Source organism: Jeotgalibacillus soli, assembly GCF_000829435.1.
In the GTDB taxonomy this organism is placed as follows: Bacteria; Bacillota; Bacilli; order Bacillales; family Jeotgalibacillaceae; genus Jeotgalibacillus; species Jeotgalibacillus soli.
Map to the genome: position 1 here is coordinate 117,172 of NZ_JXRP01000018.1, position 19,338 is coordinate 136,509.

16 protein-coding genes and 1 other annotated feature (1 of these 17 only partly in view) are annotated in these 19,338 nt (G+C 41.4%); of the genes, 15 read left to right on the forward strand and 1 reads right to left on the reverse strand.

What is annotated here, in order from left to right; genetic code table 11:
* Positions 1-26: a binding site (T-box leader), on the forward strand; it begins 207 nt to the left of the window's first position.
* A 69-nt stretch (positions 27-95) separates the two neighbouring features.
* From ileS to pyrE, 13 genes are all read left to right on the forward strand, one after another.
* Positions 96-2,873, forward strand: coding sequence for an isoleucine--tRNA ligase (ileS, locus tag KP78_RS11025; RefSeq protein ID WP_041088927.1), 2,778 nt, complete (start codon positions 96-98; stop codon positions 2,871-2,873).
* 137 nt (positions 2,874-3,010) lie between these two features.
* Entirely contained in the window at positions 3,011-3,499 is a 489-nt protein-coding gene (gene lspA / locus KP78_RS11030; RefSeq protein WP_041088929.1) for a signal peptidase II, read from the forward strand.
* Positions 3,465-4,376, forward strand: a complete 912-nt coding sequence (locus KP78_RS11035) for an RluA family pseudouridine synthase (protein WP_041088931.1) — start codon at positions 3,465-3,467, stop codon at positions 4,374-4,376. The genes lspA and KP78_RS11035 overlap by 35 nt, the downstream gene beginning before the upstream one ends.
* A gap of 185 nt (positions 4,377-4,561) precedes the next feature.
* Positions 4,562-5,101, forward strand: a complete 540-nt coding sequence (gene pyrR / locus KP78_RS11040; RefSeq protein WP_041088934.1) for a bifunctional pyr operon transcriptional regulator/uracil phosphoribosyltransferase PyrR — start codon at positions 4,562-4,564, stop codon at positions 5,099-5,101.
* A gap of 151 nt (positions 5,102-5,252) precedes the next feature.
* The gene (gene uraA / locus KP78_RS11045; RefSeq protein ID WP_041088936.1) at positions 5,253-6,584 is read left to right on the forward strand and encodes a uracil permease; all 1,332 of its coding nucleotides are present in this window, start codon (positions 5,253-5,255) and stop codon (positions 6,582-6,584) included.
* A gap of 142 nt (positions 6,585-6,726) precedes the next feature.
* Positions 6,727-7,635, forward strand: coding sequence for an aspartate carbamoyltransferase catalytic subunit (locus KP78_RS11050; RefSeq protein ID WP_041088938.1), 909 nt, complete (start codon positions 6,727-6,729; stop codon positions 7,633-7,635).
* Positions 7,619-8,890 carry a dihydroorotase gene (locus KP78_RS11055; RefSeq protein ID WP_041088940.1) on the forward strand — a complete coding sequence of 424 codons (1,272 nt, stop codon included), beginning with the start codon at positions 7,619-7,621 and terminating at the stop codon, positions 8,888-8,890. Before KP78_RS11050 ends, KP78_RS11055 begins: the two co-directional genes overlap by 17 nt.
* Positions 8,890-9,981 carry a carbamoyl phosphate synthase small subunit gene (locus KP78_RS11060; RefSeq protein WP_041088941.1) on the forward strand — a complete coding sequence of 364 codons (1,092 nt, stop codon included), beginning with the start codon at positions 8,890-8,892 and terminating at the stop codon, positions 9,979-9,981. The genes KP78_RS11055 and KP78_RS11060 overlap by 1 nt, the downstream gene beginning before the upstream one ends.
* Entirely contained in the window at positions 9,974-13,180 is a 3,207-nt protein-coding gene (carB, locus tag KP78_RS11065; protein WP_041088943.1) for a carbamoyl-phosphate synthase large subunit, read from the forward strand. Before KP78_RS11060 ends, carB begins: the two co-directional genes overlap by 8 nt.
* Positions 13,177-13,962, forward strand: a complete 786-nt coding sequence (locus KP78_RS11070; protein ID WP_041088945.1) for a dihydroorotate dehydrogenase electron transfer subunit — start codon at positions 13,177-13,179, stop codon at positions 13,960-13,962. Before carB ends, KP78_RS11070 begins: the two co-directional genes overlap by 4 nt.
* The gene (locus KP78_RS11075; protein ID WP_041088947.1) at positions 13,959-14,900 is read left to right on the forward strand and encodes a dihydroorotate dehydrogenase; all 942 of its coding nucleotides are present in this window, start codon (positions 13,959-13,961) and stop codon (positions 14,898-14,900) included. The genes KP78_RS11070 and KP78_RS11075 overlap by 4 nt, the downstream gene beginning before the upstream one ends.
* The gene (pyrF, locus tag KP78_RS11080; protein WP_041088949.1) at positions 14,872-15,576 is read left to right on the forward strand and encodes an orotidine-5'-phosphate decarboxylase; all 705 of its coding nucleotides are present in this window, start codon (positions 14,872-14,874) and stop codon (positions 15,574-15,576) included. Before KP78_RS11075 ends, pyrF begins: the two co-directional genes overlap by 29 nt.
* Entirely contained in the window at positions 15,577-16,188 is a 612-nt protein-coding gene (gene pyrE, locus KP78_RS11085; RefSeq protein WP_041088951.1) for an orotate phosphoribosyltransferase, read from the forward strand.
* 88 nt (positions 16,189-16,276) lie between these two features.
* On the opposite strand, the gene KP78_RS11090 is transcribed toward pyrE, so the two are convergent.
* Entirely contained in the window at positions 16,277-17,986 is a 1,710-nt protein-coding gene (locus KP78_RS11090) for an Rqc2 family fibronectin-binding protein (protein ID WP_041088952.1), read from the reverse strand.
* Between the two features lie 161 nt (positions 17,987-18,147).
* Between KP78_RS11090 and KP78_RS11095 the strand changes: the two genes are divergently transcribed.
* Together KP78_RS11095 and remA are read left to right on the forward strand one after the other, a co-directional pair.
* On the forward strand, positions 18,148-19,023 hold the full coding sequence (locus tag KP78_RS11095) for a YicC/YloC family endoribonuclease (RefSeq protein WP_041088954.1): 876 nt from the start codon (positions 18,148-18,150) through the stop codon (positions 19,021-19,023).
* A 48-nt stretch (positions 19,024-19,071) separates the two neighbouring features.
* Positions 19,072-19,335, forward strand: a complete 264-nt coding sequence (gene remA, locus KP78_RS11100; RefSeq protein WP_041088956.1) for an extracellular matrix/biofilm regulator RemA — start codon at positions 19,072-19,074, stop codon at positions 19,333-19,335.
* The last annotated feature ends 3 nt before the right edge of the window (positions 19,336-19,338 follow it).

The window sequence follows — 19,338 nt, forward strand, 5'->3', positions numbered from 1 at the left end:
TGAAACGATGCTTTCTCGTCCCTTTTATGGGATGAGAGAGCTTTTTTTGTTTTTCTTGCTATTTGTTGAGATCGATTGAAAAGAGGAGGATTTAAATGGAATATAAAGATACGCTCTTAATGCCAAAAACGGACTTTCCAATGCGCGGGAATTTGCCAAATCGCGAGCCTGAAATTCAGCAGCAATGGAAGGATATGAATATCTACGAGCAAGTTCAAAAGAGAACGGAAGGCCGCCCGCTCTATGTATTGCATGATGGACCTCCGTATGCTAACGGAGATCTGCATATGGGACACGCACTTAATAAAGTGCTGAAAGACTTTATCGTTCGCTACAAGTCAATGAGCGGCTATCAGGCTCCTTATGTGCCAGGATGGGATACACACGGACTTCCTATTGAACAGGCACTTACGAACAAAGGTGTAAAACGTAAAGAAATGACAATTGCTGAATTTCGTAAGCTTTGCGAAGAATATGCTTATCAGCAAATTAATAATCAGCGTGAACAGTTTAAACGTATTGGTGTAAGAGGCGATTGGGAAAATCCTTATATCACGCTTAAACCAGCATACGAAGCGCAGCAAATTCGTGTTTTTGGTGAAATGGCCAAAAAAGGATACATTTATAAAGGGAAGAAACCAGTATACTGGTCTCCGTCTAGTGAATCAGCACTTGCTGAAGCAGAAATTGAATACCATGACAAACGTTCTGCATCCATTTATGTTTCATTTGATGTAACAGAAGGGAAGGGCGTTTTGGAGGAAGGTACGGGCATTGTGATCTGGACGACTACTCCATGGACCATTCCTGCAAACTTGGCGATCGCTCTGCACCCTGAGCTTGAATATGTAGTAGTAGAAGAGAGCGGTAAGAAATATGTTGTGGCTAAAGAGCTTTTAGGAAAAGTAGCTGAAACGGTAGGCTGGGGAAATCCAGTTGTAACAAAAACCGTTAAAGGTACTGACTTGGAATATGTAAAAGCAAAGCATCCGTTTTATGATCGTGAATCACTTGTTATTCTAGGTGAACATGTAACGATTGAAGCAGGGACAGGGTGCGTTCACACAGCTCCTGGACATGGAGAAGACGATTTTCAAGTTGGACGCAAGTACGGTCTTGACGTATTATGTCCGGTTGATGATCGAGGTGTTTTTACAGGTGAGGCGCCTGGCTTTGAAGGGTTATTCTACGATACTGCAAACAAGCCAATCACGGAGAAATTGGAAGAAGTGGGCGCTTTATTAAAGCTTGAATTTTTCACACACAGTTACCCTCATGACTGGCGTACAAAAAAACCAATTATTTTCCGTGCAACAGCTCAATGGTTTGCCTCTATCGATAAATTCCGTGAAGACTTGCTTGAAGCAGTCAAGGAAACAAAATGGGTACCTGCATGGGGAGAAACAAGGCTCTTTAATATGGTCCGTGATCGCGGGGATTGGTGTATTTCCCGTCAGCGTGCATGGGGTGTGCCTATTCCTGTGTTCTATGCAGAAAACGGGGAAGAGATTATTACAGAAGAAACCATTGACCATGTTTCAAATTTATTTAGAGAGCATGGATCAAATATCTGGTTTGAAAGAGAAGCGGCTGACCTTTTACCGGAAGGCTTTACGCATCCGGGAAGTCCGAATGGGCGCTTTACAAAAGAAACAGATATTATGGATGTATGGTTTGACAGCGGTTCTTCCCATCAAGCTGTACTTGAAGAGCGCGACGACCTACAGCGCCCTGCAGACCTTTATTTAGAAGGATCTGATCAATATCGCGGATGGTTTAACTCTTCGTTAACTACAGGAGTTGCAGTCACTGGTAAAGCACCATATAAAGGAGTACTTAGCCATGGCTTTGTCCTTGATGGTGATGGCCGTAAGATGAGTAAATCTCTTGGGAACGTCATGCTTCCGTCAAAAGTAATGAATCAGCTTGGAGCAGATATTCTACGCCTTTGGGTGGCTTCTGTTGATTATCAAGCGGATGTTCGTGTGTCTGATGCAATTTTAAAACAAGTGGCAGAGGTGTACCGTAAGATTCGTAATACGCTTCGCTTTTTGCTTGGAAATCTTGCAGACTTTGATCCGAAAAAGGATAAAGTGACATTTGATCAACTGCGTGAAGTAGATCAATTTATGATGGTGCGATTAAATCAAGTGATCAGTACCGTAAAAAAATCCTATGAGGAATATGAGTATGCAACGATCTACCATACGATTAACAATTTCTGTACACTTGATCTAAGCTCATTCTATATGGATTTTGCAAAAGATATTTTATATATCGAAGGGGCTGATCACAAAGATCGCCGTGCCATGCAGACCGTAATGTATGAAACGCTTATCGCTTTAGTTAAATTGACATCACCAATCCTTTCTCATACTGGAGATGAGGTTTGGAAATTCGTTCCAGGAGTAACGGAGGATAGTGTTCAATTAACAGATATGCCTGAGGAACAAACATTTGGGAATGAAGAGGCTCTTCTGACAAAATGGAATGCGTTCTTAGACTTGCGTGATGATGTTTTGAAATCACTTGAGGAAGCGCGAAATGCAAAGTTGATTGGTAAATCATTAGCAGCGAAGGTTGTTCTTTATGCAGATGAGAAAACGAGTAGTTTACTATCGTCTATTGATGAAGATTTAAAGCAGCTTTTCATCGTTTCTCATTTTGAAGTAGCGGGTTTACTTCAGGAAGCTCCTGAGAACGCGGTTCAATTTGATGGTCACGCAGTTGTTATCACGAAAGCCGATGGCACTACATGTGAGCGCTGCTGGACTGTGACACCTGATGTTGGTAAAGATTCTGAACATCCATCTCTTTGTCCGAGATGTGCAAAAGTTGTAAAAGAAAACTATACGGATCTTTCAGCGGAATAATTTTATTCCTTTCTGTGAGTCAAGTATGAGTAAGCAGGCCCGGCAACAGTAGCCGGGCCTTTTACCATGCTAGTGTGGTTTTATCTAAATTATGATAAAATAACATGGGATCCATATTGATAAGTGGAGGTAGACTGGTGTTTTATTTTCTTATCGTCTTTATTATTATCGCACTTGATCAGTTAACAAAATGGCTTGTTGTCCGTAATATGGAACTTGGCGAATCTGTTCGTGTGATTGATGGATTATTTTACATTACCTCACATCGCAACACAGGAGCAGCGTGGGGGATGTTACAGGGACAAATGTGGCTTTTTTATATCGTCACGATCGTAGTTATCGTAGGAATTCTCTATTATTTTTATCGTTATGCAAAAGAGAATCCGCTTTTGGGCATAAGTCTTATGGTGATTCTAGGCGGTGCGGTGGGCAACTTTATTGACCGGGTTTTTAGACAAGAGGTCGTTGACTTTGCTCATTTCACATTCTTTAATTTTATTTTTAATATTGCAGATGCTGCATTGACAATCGGTGTCATTTTTTTATTCATTCAAATGATCAGAGAAGAAATGCAGGAAAAGAGGAAAAAACGTGGAAAACATTCAACACATCATTCAGGAAAATGAAAAAGGAAATCGACTTGATTTGGTCATTTCTACATTACAAGAAGACTGGTCAAGAACGCAAGCTCAATTCTTGATAAAAGAAGGACATGTAACTGTAAATGGCAAGACTTCAAAACCGAATTACAAAAGTGCAGTAGGTGATGAAGTTTTAATTACCATCCCGGATCCAGAGCCACTGGATGTAATCGCAGAGGAAATGGACCTAGATATTTATTACGAGGATGAAGACGTATTAGTGGTGAATAAGCCAAAAGGGATGGTTGTTCATCCGGCACCAGGTCATTTAACTGGTACACTGGTTAACGGGCTAATGGCTCATTGTAAAGATCTCTCTGGTATAAATGGCGTTATGAGGCCTGGGATTGTTCATCGTATTGATAAAGATACATCAGGCTTGTTAATGGTAGCAAAAAATGACCGAGCGCATGAAAAGCTTGTACAACAGCTTGTTGATAAAAGTGTAACAAGAAAATACCGTGCAATCGTACATGGAATTATCCCACACGAATACGGCACGATAGACGCACCTATTGGACGTGATCCAAAAGATCGCCAAAAAATGACTGTCGTGACTAAAGGAAAGCAGGCAGTGACGCATTTCCATGTGTTGGATCGATTCAAAGAGTTTTCATTTGTGGAATGTGAGCTTGAAACAGGAAGAACCCACCAAATTCGTGTGCATATGAAGTATATAGGTTTTCCTCTCGCAGGAGATCCAAAATACGGTCCGAGAAAAACAATGGATTTGAATGGACAAGCGCTTCATGCCGGGGTTTTAGGATTTGTTCATCCGCGTACGGAAGAATACATGGAATTTCAAGCACCTCTTCCGGCATATTTTGAGGAACTGTTGATACAATTGAAGAACGATCGTTGACAATTGGTTTAAAAAACATTATAATATAAACAACTTAATGATTCGGACCCTTTAATACAGTCCTGTGAGGCTGGGAAGGAACAGTTAAGCAATAGTTAACCCTATTGTAAAACTCTTTGTGTGTGTACACGAACCCTCCCTGTCAAAACGGGGAGGGTTTTATTGTTTTGAGAGGAGAAAGATCAATGTCACAAAAAGCTGTTGTGATGGACGAGCAAATGATGAAACGTGCTCTTACACGTGTGGCACATGAGATTATCGAACGTAATAAAGGCGTTGAAGATTGTGTGCTTGTGGGTATTAAAACTCGAGGGATCTATTTAGCCAAAAGGCTTCAAGAGAAGATTGAAACAATCGAAGGCATAGATGTTCCAGTTGGTGAATTAGATATCACCATGTATCGCGATGACTTAGTAGCGAAGCATGAAAACCGTGAACCCGAAGTAAGGGATGTTCAGCTTGCTTCTACCGTGGATGGACGTAAAGTTATTGTAATTGACGATGTGCTATACACAGGAAGAACCGTTCGGGCAGCAATGGATGCATTGATGGATCAAGGCCGTCCGGATCAGATTCAATTAGCTGTGCTGATTGATCGCGGACATCGTGAATTGCCGATTCGTGCTGACTTTGTGGGGAAAAACATCCCTACATCAAGCGATGAACAAATTAAAGTAGAATTATTTGAAGTTGATCATCAAGATCAAGTAACAATTCATAAATAAGCGCGTCCTTTAATCGCGGTCCAGTGAGGCTGACAAAGGAGCTGTAAGAAGTACCATAAGGGAGTAAAGTGCCCTTATAACCTTCTTATGCCCTCTTTGTCTTCCTGCTGGAAAATACAAAGAGGGTTTTTATTTTAGGAGGTCAACAGCAATGTCAATATCTCAGACACAGCGTCCAGTATTGGATGTACACGAAGTTCCAAAACCAGCTCAGTGGCTCACATTAAGCTTACAGCACTTATTTGCCATGTTTGGCGCAACAGTTTTAGTACCGGTACTTGTGGGGTTAAGCCCTGGAGTCGCTTTAATTTCAAGCGGTCTTGGTACTCTTGCCTACTTACTTATTACGAAAGGGAAAATCCCTGCGTATCTTGGGTCATCATTTGCTTTTATTGCACCGATTATTTCCGCAACTACAATGGGCGGACCTGAAGCTGCTATGTTTGGAAGCTTTTTTGCAGGACTTATATATGGTCTAGTGGCATTATTGATTTATAAGTTAGGTCTTTCATGGTTAATGAGAATTTTGCCGCCTATCGTTGTGGGACCGATCATTATCGTAATTGGGTTAGGATTGGCAGGTACGGCCGTTGAAATGGCAATGTATGAAAATCCAGGTGCTCCCGCTGCTGAGCTAGTTTACAGCGGAACGCACATCTTTGTAGCATTGATTACATTAGCGATTGTTATTATCGGATCCATTTACTTTAAAGGCTTTTTCGGTTTAATTCCGATCTTGATCGGTATAGTTGGAGGGTATATCGCAGGTGTTTTTGCAGGGCTTGTGAACTTCCAGCCGGTGCTTGATGCGAAATGGTTTGCTATGCCGGATTTTGTTATCCCATTTGTCACCTACACGCCAGGCTTTCCATGGGAAGTATTAATTATTATGGTGCCTGTTGCAATTGTAACGCTGTCAGAGCATACAGGACATCAAATGGTTGTTAGTAAAGTGGTCGGCCGTAATTTCTTGGAAAAACCAGGCCTTCATCGTTCCATTCTCGGAGATGGTGCAGCTACAGTAATTTCTTCTCTAATTGGCGGTCCTCCCAATACCACATATGGCGAGAACATTGGCGTATTGGCGATTACCAAAGTATACAGTGTGTACATTATCGGTGGAGCCGCTGTACTGGCCATTACCTTTGGTTTTGTAGGAAAGATTTCTGCATTAATTAGTTCGATACCATCCGCAGTAATGGGAGGGATATCCATTCTATTATTCGGTATCATTGCTTCCAGCGGCCTTAGAATGCTAATTGACAGCAAAGTAGATTTCTCAAATAAACGCAACTTGATCATCTCTTCTGTTATTTTGATCATTGGCATCGGTGGCGCTTTTGTTCAAGTCACTGACACACTTTCTCTTTCCGGGATGGCACTTGCAGCAATCGTGGGAATAGCACTGAATCTTGTTCTTCCAGGAAGAAATAAGGAAGAAGAAGGAAATATGTTCGAGAAAGAGGATCAAGGAGCAGCATAGTCAACCTTTAAATGAAGTCCCGTGAGGCTTTCAAAGGCGAATTGAGTGATGAACCAGGTGAGAACTAAGAATTTTCCTGGACAGAAGCTTGAAAACACCTTTGGGGACCTCCTCAAAGGTGTTTTTTTATAGGAGGGGAAACATGCATATTTTAACGATGGATGATTTGACAAATGAGCAAATGTTAGAGCTATTGCACGCCGCTGAACAGTACAAATCAAACAAACAATGCACTTTTCATTCTGCTTTTGCAGCAAATTTGTTTTTTGAAAACAGTACGAGAACGAAAATAAGCTTCGAAATGGCTGAGCGAAGATTAGGTCTATCAATGATCTCGTTTGATGCACAAACCGCCTCTATTCAAAAAGGCGAGACTCTATACGATACAGTTAAAACACTTGAAGCGATTGGGCTCGATGTTGTCGTGATAAGACATATGGAGGATCGTTATTTTGATGAATTAACTGGTCGGGTAAAGCTTTCGATTATTAATGGCGGAGATGGAACTGGTCATCATCCATCACAATGTCTACTCGATCTTTTGACCATCTATCAGGAATTTCAACGGTTTAACGGGCTAACGGTGACAATCGTAGGTGATATAAGCCATAGCCGTGTTGCACGATCAAATGCGGAAGCATTGAATAGACTTGGTGCATACGTTCAATTTGCCGGACCTCAGGAGTGGATGGATTCATCACTTGATCATCTTGGTCCTAATGTAGAACTTGATCAGGCTGTCAAAGAAAGTGATGTATTAATGATGCTTAGGGTGCAGCATGAACGGCATGCGTTTGGTGTGTCTTTTTCAAAAGATCAATATCACCAGCAGTACGGTCTAACTGAAGAACGAGAAAGAAAAATGAAACCCTCAAGCATTATCATGCATCCAGCACCAGTAAATCGTGGAGTTGAAATTGCGGATTCACTTGTAGAGTGTGATCGTTCAAGAATTTTTAAGCAAATGGAGAATGGGGTTTATATAAGAATGGCGATGCTTCAATATGTATTAAATCAAAGGGAGGCAATAAAACATGAATTTGTTAATTAAGCAGGCAGTGCTAGTGAATGATGAATCAGTGCAGGTTGATGTACGGATTAAAGAGGGCGTGATCACTGAGATCGGAACTGAATTAGAGAATCAAGGTGAAGAGCCGTTTGAAGCAAAGGGGCACACACTGGTTCCTGGATTTGTCGATGTTCATATTCATCTGCGTGAACCAGGAGGAGAAAAAAAAGAAACCATTAAAACAGGCACGCTTGCTGCGGCAAGAGGCGGCTTTACGACAGTGGCGGCAATGCCAAATACACGTCCTGTACCAGACTCAACGGAAAATATGAAATCATTACTTGAACAGATCCATCAAAAAGCTCATGTACGCGTGATCCCATATGCGTCCATTACGGAGCGGCTATTAGGCGAAGAGCTTGTTGATATGCCAGCGCTTGCTGAGCTTGGAGCGTTTGCATTTACAGATGATGGAGTGGGAATTCAATCAGCTGGAATGATGTATAAAGCGATGGCAACCGCAGTGAAGTTAAACAAGGCTGTGGTCGCTCATTGTGAAGATAATTCATTAATTTACGGCGGCTGTATGCATGAAGGCAAGAAGTCACAGGAATTAAATCTTCCGGGTATTCCTTCTATATGTGAATCTGTACAAATTGCGAGAGATGTTTTATTGGCAGAAGCTACTGGCTGTCACTACCATGTATGTCATGTGTCGACTAAGGAGTCTGTCCGTGTGATACGTGATGCGAAGAAGGCTGGAATTCGAGTTACAGCAGAAGTAACACCACACCATTTGCTATTATCAGAGGATGATATTTTAGAAGAGAACACGATGTTTAAAATGAACCCTCCACTTCGTGCTAAGGAAGATCAGCAGGCTTTACTTGAAGGGCTGGAGGATGGCACCATTGATTTTATCGCAACGGACCACGCTCCCCACACTGCAGAAGAAAAGGCAGCAGGAATGAAACGGGCACCGTTTGGTATTGTCGGGTTAGAAACAGCTTTTACACTACTATATACTCATTTTGTGAAAACAGGGAGCTGGACGCTGAGCCAGCTGCTAGACTGGCTGACTGTGAAACCAGCTGAAGTGTTTCAGCTTCCAGTAGGAAGTATTGAAATAGGGAAACATGCTGATCTTGTTTTGCTAGATTTAACAAAGTCACAAGCAATTGATGCATCTACCTTTTTATCAAAAGGAAGGAATACACCGTTTGACGGCCGGGAGACAATGGGATGGCCCGTTACAACGATTGTTAACGGCAAACTTGTATGGCAGGAGGAATTATGATGAAGCGACAGCTTATTTTAGAAGATGGCACAGTATTTATCGGAGAAGGTTTTGGAAGTGAAACAGAAGCGTCAGGAGAAGTTGTGTTTAACACAGGTATGACAGGCTATCAAGAAATTTTGTCAGATCCATCATATTGCGGGCAGATGGTGACATTAACTTATCCATTAATCGGGAATTACGGTATAAATCGCGACGATTTTGAATCCATACAGCCTTCCATTAAAGCTTTAATCGTAAGAGAAGCCACTGATCTTCCATCGAATTTTCGCAGTGAATTAACGATCGATGAATTATTAAAACAAAAAGGAATTCCAGGACTTGCGGGAATCGATACTCGTAAACTGACTCGTTTAATCCGACAATATGGGACACTAAAGGGCCGATTAACGGCAATCGATCAGGATGTTGCGAAAACAGTCGAATCCCTTAAAGAAACACAGTTTCCAACAAATCAGGTAATGCAGGTATCAACTCCTACTCCGTATCCAAGTCCCGGTAGAGGAAAGCGTGTGGTGCTTGTAGACTTTGGCATGAAGCATGGTATTTTACGAGAGCTTAATCAACGTGATTGTGACGTGGTCGTTGTTCCATACAACACGAGCTCAAAGGACATTCTCTCTCTTCATCCTGATGGCATTATGCTCTCTAATGGACCTGGAAACCCTAAGGATGTACCGGAAGCCATCGAAATGATCAAAGAAATACTTGGTGTCGTGCCGATGTTTGGGATCTGTTTAGGTCATCAATTATTCGCACTTGCATGTGGCGGTGATACATTCAAGCTTAAGTTTGGCCACCGTGGATCGAACCATCCTGTTAAAGAGCTTTCTACAGGAAAAGTAGCCATTACAGCACAAAATCATGGTTACTCTGTCGATCCTGCTTCAATCGAAAATACAGTATTGGAAATTACCCATATTGCATTAAATGATGGAACAATTGAAGGGTTGCGCCATAAAGAAGTTCCGGCATTCACTGTACAATACCATCCGGAGGCATCACCTGGACCAGAGGATGCAAACGATTTGTTCGACTCATTTATGACGATGATGGAGCAATCCCTTAAGGAGGATAAAATAAATGCCTAAACGTACAGACATAAAAAGTATTCTTGTAATCGGATCAGGACCCATTGTTATTGGTCAAGCAGCAGAATTTGATTATGCAGGAACACAGGCCTGCTTAGCGTTAAAAGAAGAAGGATACCATGTAATATTAGTCAATTCAAATCCAGCAACCATCATGACGGATACAGAAATTGCCGATGAAGTTTATCTAGAACCTCTAACAGTTGAATTTATCAGCAGAATTATTCGGAAGGAACGTCCGGATGCACTTTTGCCTACACTAGGTGGTCAAACCGCATTGAATCTGGCAGTCGAGCTTTCTGAGTCCGGGATTCTTGATGAGTTTAAAGTAGAGATTCTTGGAACAAAGCTTAGTGCGATTCAGCAGGCGGAGGATCGTGACCTTTTTCGTACATTAATGAACGAACTGGGTGAACCCGTTCCTGAAAGTGATATTATACATAACTTGCAGGAAGCGAAAGTGTTTGTTGAAAGAATTGGCTATCCAGTGATCGTGCGCCCAGCCTTTACGCTGGGCGGTACGGGTGGAGGAATCTGTCATAACGATGAAGAACTAGTGGAAATCGTTAAGAGCGGTTTGAAATATAGTCCTGTTACACAATGTTTATTAGAAAAAAGCATAGCGGGCTTTAAGGAAATTGAATATGAGGTTATGCGAGATGCGCAGGATCATGCCATTGTGGTATGTAACATGGAGAATATTGATCCTGTAGGAATTCATACTGGTGACTCGATTGTTGTTGCACCTTCACAAACATTAAGTGACCGTGAATACCAAATGCTGCGCAACTGCTCATTAAAGATTATACGGGCACTTGGAATTGAAGGAGGCTGTAACGTTCAGTTAGCACTTGATCCAGATAGCTATCAATACTACATCATTGAAGTTAATCCGCGTGTAAGCCGTTCATCAGCATTAGCATCAAAGGCTACAGGCTATCCAATTGCAAAGCTGGCAGCGAAAATCGCTGTAGGTCTATCGCTTGATGAAATGATGAATCCAGTAACGGGTACATCTTATGCTTGCTTCGAGCCTGCACTAGATTACGTTGTATCAAAAATTCCAAGATGGCCATTTGATAAATTTGAGTCAGCAAAACGTAATCTTGGTACGCAAATGAAAGCGACTGGAGAGGTTATGGCAATTGGACGTACGCTTGAAGAATCATTGTTAAAAGCTGTACGTTCCCTTGAAAGCGGGGTTTATCATCTCGAGCTCGATGATGCAGAATTGTTAACAGATGAATGGATTGAGAGAAGAATTAGAAAGGCTGGGGATGAGCGTCTATTTTATGTAGGTGAAGCTCTCAGACGCGGAGTTACAATGGAGACCATTCATGAGTGGAGTAAAATTGACCTCTTTTTCTTGAAAAAGATGAACAATATCATTCAGTTTGAATCGAATGTTAAAGAAAATCCATTTAATAAGCAAGTAGGATATGAAGCAAAGCGTATGGGATTTGCTGATAAAACGATGGCAAAGCTTTGGAATTGTTCAGAAAAAGAAGTATATGATTGGCGCCATGATAATGAAATCGTACCAGTCTATAAAATGGTTGATACATGTGCAGCAGAGTTTGAATCATCTACGCCATATTTCTACGGAACGTATGAAGATGAAAATGAGTCCATTAAAAGCGATCGTAAAAAAGTAATTGTTCTTGGTTCAGGTCCAATTCGAATTGGACAAGGAGTTGAGTTCGACTATGCAACAGTTCACTCGGTTTGGGCTATTAAGGAAGCTGGATATGAAGCTATTATTATAAATAACAACCCAGAAACCGTATCTACAGATTTTTCTATCTCAGATAAGCTTTATTTTGAACCATTAACAATAGAAGACGTTATGCATATTGTTGATTTAGAAGGACCAGAAGGAGTAATTGTACAGTTTGGCGGACAAACAGCGATTAATCTTGCGGATAAGCTAGTTGAAAGAGGAGTCCGAATTCTGGGGACAAGCTTAGAGGATTTAGATCGAGCTGAAAACCGAGATAAATTCGAGCATACGCTAACGAAGCTTGAGATTCCACAGCCAATGGGTAAAACAGCAACCTCTGTCGAACAGGCCCTATTAATCGCCGATGAGATTGGCTATCCCGTTGTAGTTCGACCTTCTTATGTACTAGGTGGACGAGCAATGGAGATTGTTTATCTTGAAGAAGAATTGTTACATTATATGCAAAATGCTGTAAAAGCAAGTCCCGAGCATCCGGTTCTTATCGATCGATACTTAACAGGAAAAGAAATTGAAGTGGATGCGATCTCTGATGGAGAAAATGTTCTTATACCAGGAATCATGGAACATATAGAACGTGCAGGGGTACACTCAGGAGACTCGATCGCTGTGTATCCGCCTCAATCTGTTTCGAAGGAGCATTTGGAGCAACTTGTCGATTATACAACCCGATTGGCAAAAGGATTAAAGATTATAGGGCTAATTAACATTCAATATGTGATTTCAAAAGGGGAAATATATGTTTTAGAGGTAAATCCTCGTTCAAGCCGGACTGTACCGTTTTTAAGCAAAATCACGGGAATACCGATGGCAAATCTTGCGACAAAGGCGATTTTAGGCTCGAAGCTTACAGAACTGGGATATGGCACTGGACTAGTATCGCCGGGTCAAGGCGTTTATGTAAAAGTACCTGTATTCTCTTTTGCTAAGCTTAGAAGAGTAGATATCACGCTTGGCCCAGAGATGAAATCTACTGGAGAAGTAATGGGCAGGGATCATACACTTGAAAAAGCATTGTATAAAGGGTTAGTAGCAGCTGGCATGAGTATGAAAAATAATGGTTCAGTTTTGCTGACAGTTGCTGATAAGGACAAGCCTGAGGCGGCAGCCATTGCGAAAAGATTCCATTATCTCGGTTATAAAATTTTGGCAACTGGAGGTACAGCTGCTTTTCTTCAAGAGGCAGGGATTCCAATTGAAGTCGTCAATAAGATTGGTGAGGGAGAAAAAACGTTGCTTGATTTCATTCAAGCAGGAGAGATTCAGCTTGTCATTAACACATTAACAAAAGGCAAGCAGCCTGCAAGAGATGGCTTCCGTATTCGAAGAGAATCCGTTGAAAACAGCATTCCTTGTTTAACATCTCTTGATACAGCTGAAGCAATGGTCCGGGTATTTGAATCGATGAACTTTGCTGTTGACTCCATGTCGCCAGATAAAAAGGAGGCTGTGCGAGTATGATTCAAAAGCAGGATATGATCATTGTCTCTCATAAACAAATCGCTGATCATATTTTTGAGCTGACACTTAGAGGTTCTTTAACAAATGAAATGACTTCACCTGGCCAGTTCGTCCATGTGAAAATTATGAATGGAAGTGAACCTCTCTTAAGACGCCCGATCAGTATCTGTTCAATCGATCGTGAGAACGAACAATTTACGATGCTGTACCGAGTTTCAGGAAGCGGGAGTGGAACGTCTACGCTTTCGCAATTAATGAAGGGCTTTACGGTCAATGTGTTAGGTCCATTAGGGAATGGTTTTCCTGTAGATGAACTTGAAGAAGGACAAACTGCTTTATTAGTTGGAGGGGGAATCGGTGTACCGCCCTTGTATGAGCTTTCAAAGCGCCTGACTTCCCGAGGTGTAAAAGTCATTCATATCCTCGGTTTTCAGGAACAAAAAGTGGTTTTTTATAAAGAGGAATTTACAGCCCTAGGCGAAACTTACATCGCAACTGTAGATGGTTCGTTTGGAACGAAGGGCTTTGTAACAGACGTCATAGACAAGCTCGATGTAACGATTGATGGATACTACACCTGTGGACCTGCTCCAATGCTTCGAGCAGTAGAACAAAAGCTTTCTGGAGTAGACGGCTACATTTCAATGGAACAAAGAATGGGCTGCGGTGTTGGAGCGTGTCTTGCGTGCGTATGTCATGTGCAGGGAGATGACACAGGTACAGCTTATAAAAAAGTGTGCAGTGATGGACCGGTATTTAAAAGCAAGGTGGTGGTTGTATGAATCGATTAGCTATTGAACTGCCAGGCTTATCGTTGAAAAATCCGATCATGCCAGCCTCTGGCTGCTTTGGTTTTGGCAAAGAATATAGCCAGTTCTATGATTTAAGCGAGCTCGGTGCCATTATGATTAAAGCGACAACGAAGGAAGCAAGATTTGGAAATCCGACACCAAGGGTAGCTGAGACCTCCTCTGGTATGCTGAATGCGATTGGTTTGCAAAATCCTGGACTTGATCATGTAATGGCAAATGAGCTTCCTTGGCTCACGCAGTTTGATGTGCCTATCATTGCGAATGTTGCAGGCTCCACTCTAGAGGACTATATTGATGTCGCAAGAGTCATCTCTACTGCTGAAAATGTAAAGGCACTTGAGTTGAATATTTCCTGTCCTAATGTAAAAGATGGGGGAATTGCCTTTGGTACAGATCCTAAAACGGCAAGAGAACTTACAGCGCGTGTGAAAGAAGTTTCAGAAGTCCCTGTCTATGTAAAACTTTCTCCGAATGTAACGAGCATCACTGAAATGGCTCTTGCAGTTGAAGAAGGTGGAGCAGACGGTTTAACCATGATTAACACGCTTGTTGGAATGCGCCTTGATCGAAAAACAGGTAATCCAATTATTGCAAATAAAACAGGCGGATTATCTGGCCCGGCAATAAAACCAGTCGCGATTCGTATGGTATATGAGGTAAGTCAGAGAACCGCTCTTCCAATTATTGCGATGGGAGGTGTTCAAGATTCCTATGACGTAGTCGATTATTTATCAGCTGGAGCAAGTGCAGTTGCAGTTGGAACACAAAATTTTGTTGATCCGTTTGCTTGTCCGGCAATTATCGAAGATCTCTCTAAAATTGTAAAGGAGTGGGAGCTTGAACACATTCTTGATTTAAAAGGAAGGAGTTGGGGAAAGCATGGTAAAACAGCCAATCATCGCGCTTGATATGTCGACCTTTAAAGAGGTTGAAAGGTTTTTACAGCTTTTTCAAGAATCATTATATGTAAAAGTTGGGATGGAGCTGTATTTGCAAAACGGTCCAATCATCATTGAAAGATTAAAAGAACAGGATCATCAAATTTTTTTAGATTTGAAGCTCCATGATATTCCGACAACGGTTAAAAAAGCAATGAAAGGTCTTGCTTCACTCGGTGTGGATATGATTAATGTCCATGCAGCTGGCGGAAAGCGTATGATGGAAGAAGCGCTTGAAGGACTGGAACAAGGAGCAGGCGGGGCCAAACGGCCAAAGCTGTTAGCTGTTACCCAGCTTACTTCAACATCGCAAGCACAAATGCAGAAGGAACAGCGCATCGCGACATGTATACAGGAATCTGTTTTACATTATGCACTCCTGGCAAAAGAAGCTGGACTTGATGGAGTTGTCTGTTCCCCTCTGGAAGCAAAACAAATCGCACAAGCTGCAGGAGAGGATTTTTGGCGAGTGACTCCTGGTGTTAGGCTGGAAAGAGGAATTGCACACGACCAAATCAGAACGGCTACTCCTGCTGATGCCAAATTACTTGGTTCAAGTGCAATCGTCGTTGGACGAGCGATTACAGACCATCAAAATCCAGTTGAAGCATACGAAATCGTTCGAAAAGAATGGGAGGAAGAGTAAATGAAACATCAAATCGCAGAGCAGCTGTTACAAATTAAAGCGGTATTTCTCCGTCCGGACGAGCCATTTACTTGGTCTTCAGGGATCGAGGCGCCTATTTATTGCGACAACCGTTTGACCATGTCCTATCCAAACATAAGAAAAGATATTGCAAAAGGACTTGCTGTATTAATTCGAGAACATTTTCCACAAGTTGACGTTGTTGCGGGTACAGCTACAGCAGGAATTCCTCATGCGGCGTGGGTAAGCGATCAATTGGAGTTGCCAATGTGCTATGTGCGTTCTTCAGCCAAAAAGCACGGAAAGGGCAATCAAATTGAAGGGCTTGTGCAGCAAGGGCAAAAGGCTGTCGTAATTGAGGATTTGATTTCCACAGGAGGAAGCAGTCTTGCGGCAGTTGATGCACTAAAAGAAGCAGGGTGCGAAGTACTTGGAATCGTCTCAATCTTTACATATGGATTGCCAAAAGCAGAGGAAGCACTAAAGGACGCAGAGGTAATGAATTATTCATTAACCGACTATGAGACGCTTATTGAAAAGGCAGCTCAGCTCGGCTTTGTAAAAGAAAGCGATCTACGTGCATTGCGCGATTGGAAGAATCAGCTTACATAAATATGGTGATGTTCTGTATAACATTAAGAAAGTGGGTGCTCCTAATTTTAATTAATGGAGGCACTCACTTTTTATTGTCTAAAAACTATTATTTTTTAAGCTTTAAAATTAGCTCCTCAGTAGGAGTGACATAAACCGTTTCCTGATTGTCATAAATAACAAATCCAGGCTTGGCTCCGTTTGGCTTCTTTACGTGACGCGCCTTAGTGAAATCAACTGGAACAGAGCTTGATGCTCGTGCTTTACTAAAATAGGCGGCAATTGCTGCGGCTTCTAGAATGGTTTGCTCGGAAGGTTCACGATCTCTAATTACAACATGAGATCCAGGAATATCCTTTGTATGGAGCCAAATTTCATCTCTTGCTGCTACACGGTTAGTTAAATAATCATTTTGTTTATTATTTTTTCCTACAAGAAGAAGTGTCCCGTCAGTCGCTTCATATTCCTCAAGGTGAGGCTTCTTTGTCTGAGCTTTTTTTTTCTTTTGCTGCTTGGCTTTTATATAGCCTTCTTCAGCCAGCTCTTCACGAATTTCTTCAATATCAGATGTGGAAGCTGATTCAAGCTGCTGCAGCAGTTGGTCGAGATAAGCGATTTCCTCTGTTGCATTTTTGATTTGCTGCTCAACAACACCAAGTGCATTTTTAGCTTTTTGATATCTTGTAAAGTACTTTTGTGCATTTTCAGACGGTGTTTTTCTAGGATCGAGCGTGATTGTGATCATTGCTCCGTCTTCGTCGTAGTAGTTTTGTACAGTGATTGATTCCATTCCTTTTTGAGCAGCAAATAAATTAGCTGTTAACAGCTCTCCCTGGAGCTGATATTCATTTCCTTTATTTGCTTGTTCAAGGGTTTTTGCAAGCTTTTTAATCTTTAATTCATTTTTCTCTTTTTCATTGCGAATAAATCGTTCAAGATCATGACCTTGCTGCTTTACACGGTCGCGTTCAGCTTTACCGAAGTAAAAGCGGTCCAGCATTTCGCTAAGGGTGGAGTAGTTCGTAATCTTTCCTGCTGACCATTGTTTAAGAGGCAGCAGATAATAATAATCCTTTCCTTCGTGCTGCATAAAGGAAGGGGAATAATTATGCCTTCGCACTTGTTCAATTAATGTAAAAAAAACATGAGAAAGTGCTTCTTTTGTGGTTAAGCCCGCTCTTGTAATAACCTCATTGGCAAACAAAGGGGAAATGCCGGAAAAACGTGAAACGAGCTGGCGGTCAATTTTTCCGCTATTAAAGTCAATTTGCTGCAGAAAGGTTTCATGATCAACATTAAATGGGTCAATCTTACCCTGCTCTGGCGGCCATTCAAACGGTGCACCAGGCATGATGGTCCGTACCCTGTTTACTGAAGGAGAAAGGTGTTTAATGCTATCCAGAATCATTGTACGATCCTTATCAACCAGTGTTATATTTGAATGGCGTCCCATGACTTCAATAATGAGCTGTTTATAGGATATATCACCAATTTCATTACGTCCCTTTACTTCAATGACGATAATACGCTCCATTTCCTTTTGATAGATTGCTTCAATGATCGCTCCTTCCAGGTGCTTTCTTAGAAGCATGCAAAACATTGGCGGCTCGCTAGGGTTGTCATAGGTTTCATTTGTAATTTGTACACGTGCATATGTGGAGTGTGCTGATATCAAGACTTTGTGATTCGTACCTTGTGCACGAATAACCAGCACGATTTCGTTTTTAAAAGGCTGATGAACGCGGCTTATTCTGCCACCACCCAATGTATTTTTTAGTTCGTTTGTCATGGCTCTTGTGAATAATCCATCAAATGACATTTTAATCCCTCGTTTCGAAAATCAATCTTTATTATTGTTTCCTTCATTATCATCTTATCATTTTTTTACGAATTGCGTGATGGTTATGCTATAATAGTGTGACCAATGGACGAACGATCTGTTGCTTATTTATTTTTAGACAAAGTAGGTGAGATCGAACAGTGGTATTAAGCATGACAGGTTTTGGCAGAGGAATTGCCGAGTCAAAGAGACATATGGTGACGGTGGAGATGAAATCAGTTAATCATCGATTTCTAGAATGCTTCATTCGTATGCCAAGGCAGTTTGTGAAAAGGGAAGACAAATTTAAAAAAACGATTGGCCAATACATAAAAAGAGGAAAAGTGGACGTTTTTGTCACGATTTCAGGCGGAGAATTATTGAATCGCTCATTAAATATTGACTGGCAGCTGCTTGATGCTTATCATGATTTTGTTAAGGAAGCGAAGAATCGCTATAGAATCTCTCAAGATATCACACTTGACCATCTTCTTTCACGTCCAGATTTAGTGACGATCGAAGAAACAGAGGAAATGGATGAAGAAATTGAGTCGCTAATTATACAAGCTCTTGAAGAGGCTGCGAATCGTCTATGTTTTATGAGAAGTAATGAAGGAAAAGAGCTTGAAAAAGATTTGCGACTTCACTTACAATCATTTAAGCAGGTCACTGACGAAGCAAAGCAGATTTGTCCAACGATCACATCCAAATATCGTGAACGTATAGAAAAAAGAATGAAAGATTACGTGAATGGTGAGATAGATGAGAACAGAATCCTGATCGAAGTGGCGGTATTTGCTGAAAAAATAGACGTGACTGAAGAACTGACACGTTTAAACAGCCATTTAACACAGTTTGAAATTGCCCTAAATAAAGAAGAACCGATTGGGAGAAGGTTGGATTTTCTTACCCAGGAAATGAACCGAGAAGTAAATACTATTGGTTCTAAGGCAAATGATGCTGAGCTTGTATCACTAGTAGTAGATTTAAAATCTGTATTAGAAAAGATTCGAGAACAAGTCCAGAATATTGAATAGATTATATGAATACAACTGCATGGGTATAGTGTAGAAGGGGTGTCATGGATGTCAATTAAACTGATCAATATTGGATTTGGTAATATCGTATCTGCTAACCGGATCATTTCAATTGTAAGTCCTGAATCAGCACCAATTAAGAGGCTGATTCAGGATGCGAGAGATCGGGGAACGCTAATCGATGCTACGTATGGCAGGAGAACAAGGGCTGTGATGATCATGGATAGTGATCACGTTATCTTATCTGCTGTGCAGCCTGAAACGGTGGCATCCAGATTAATCGATAAAGAAGAAGGTCAGGAAGAAGGGTAAGCA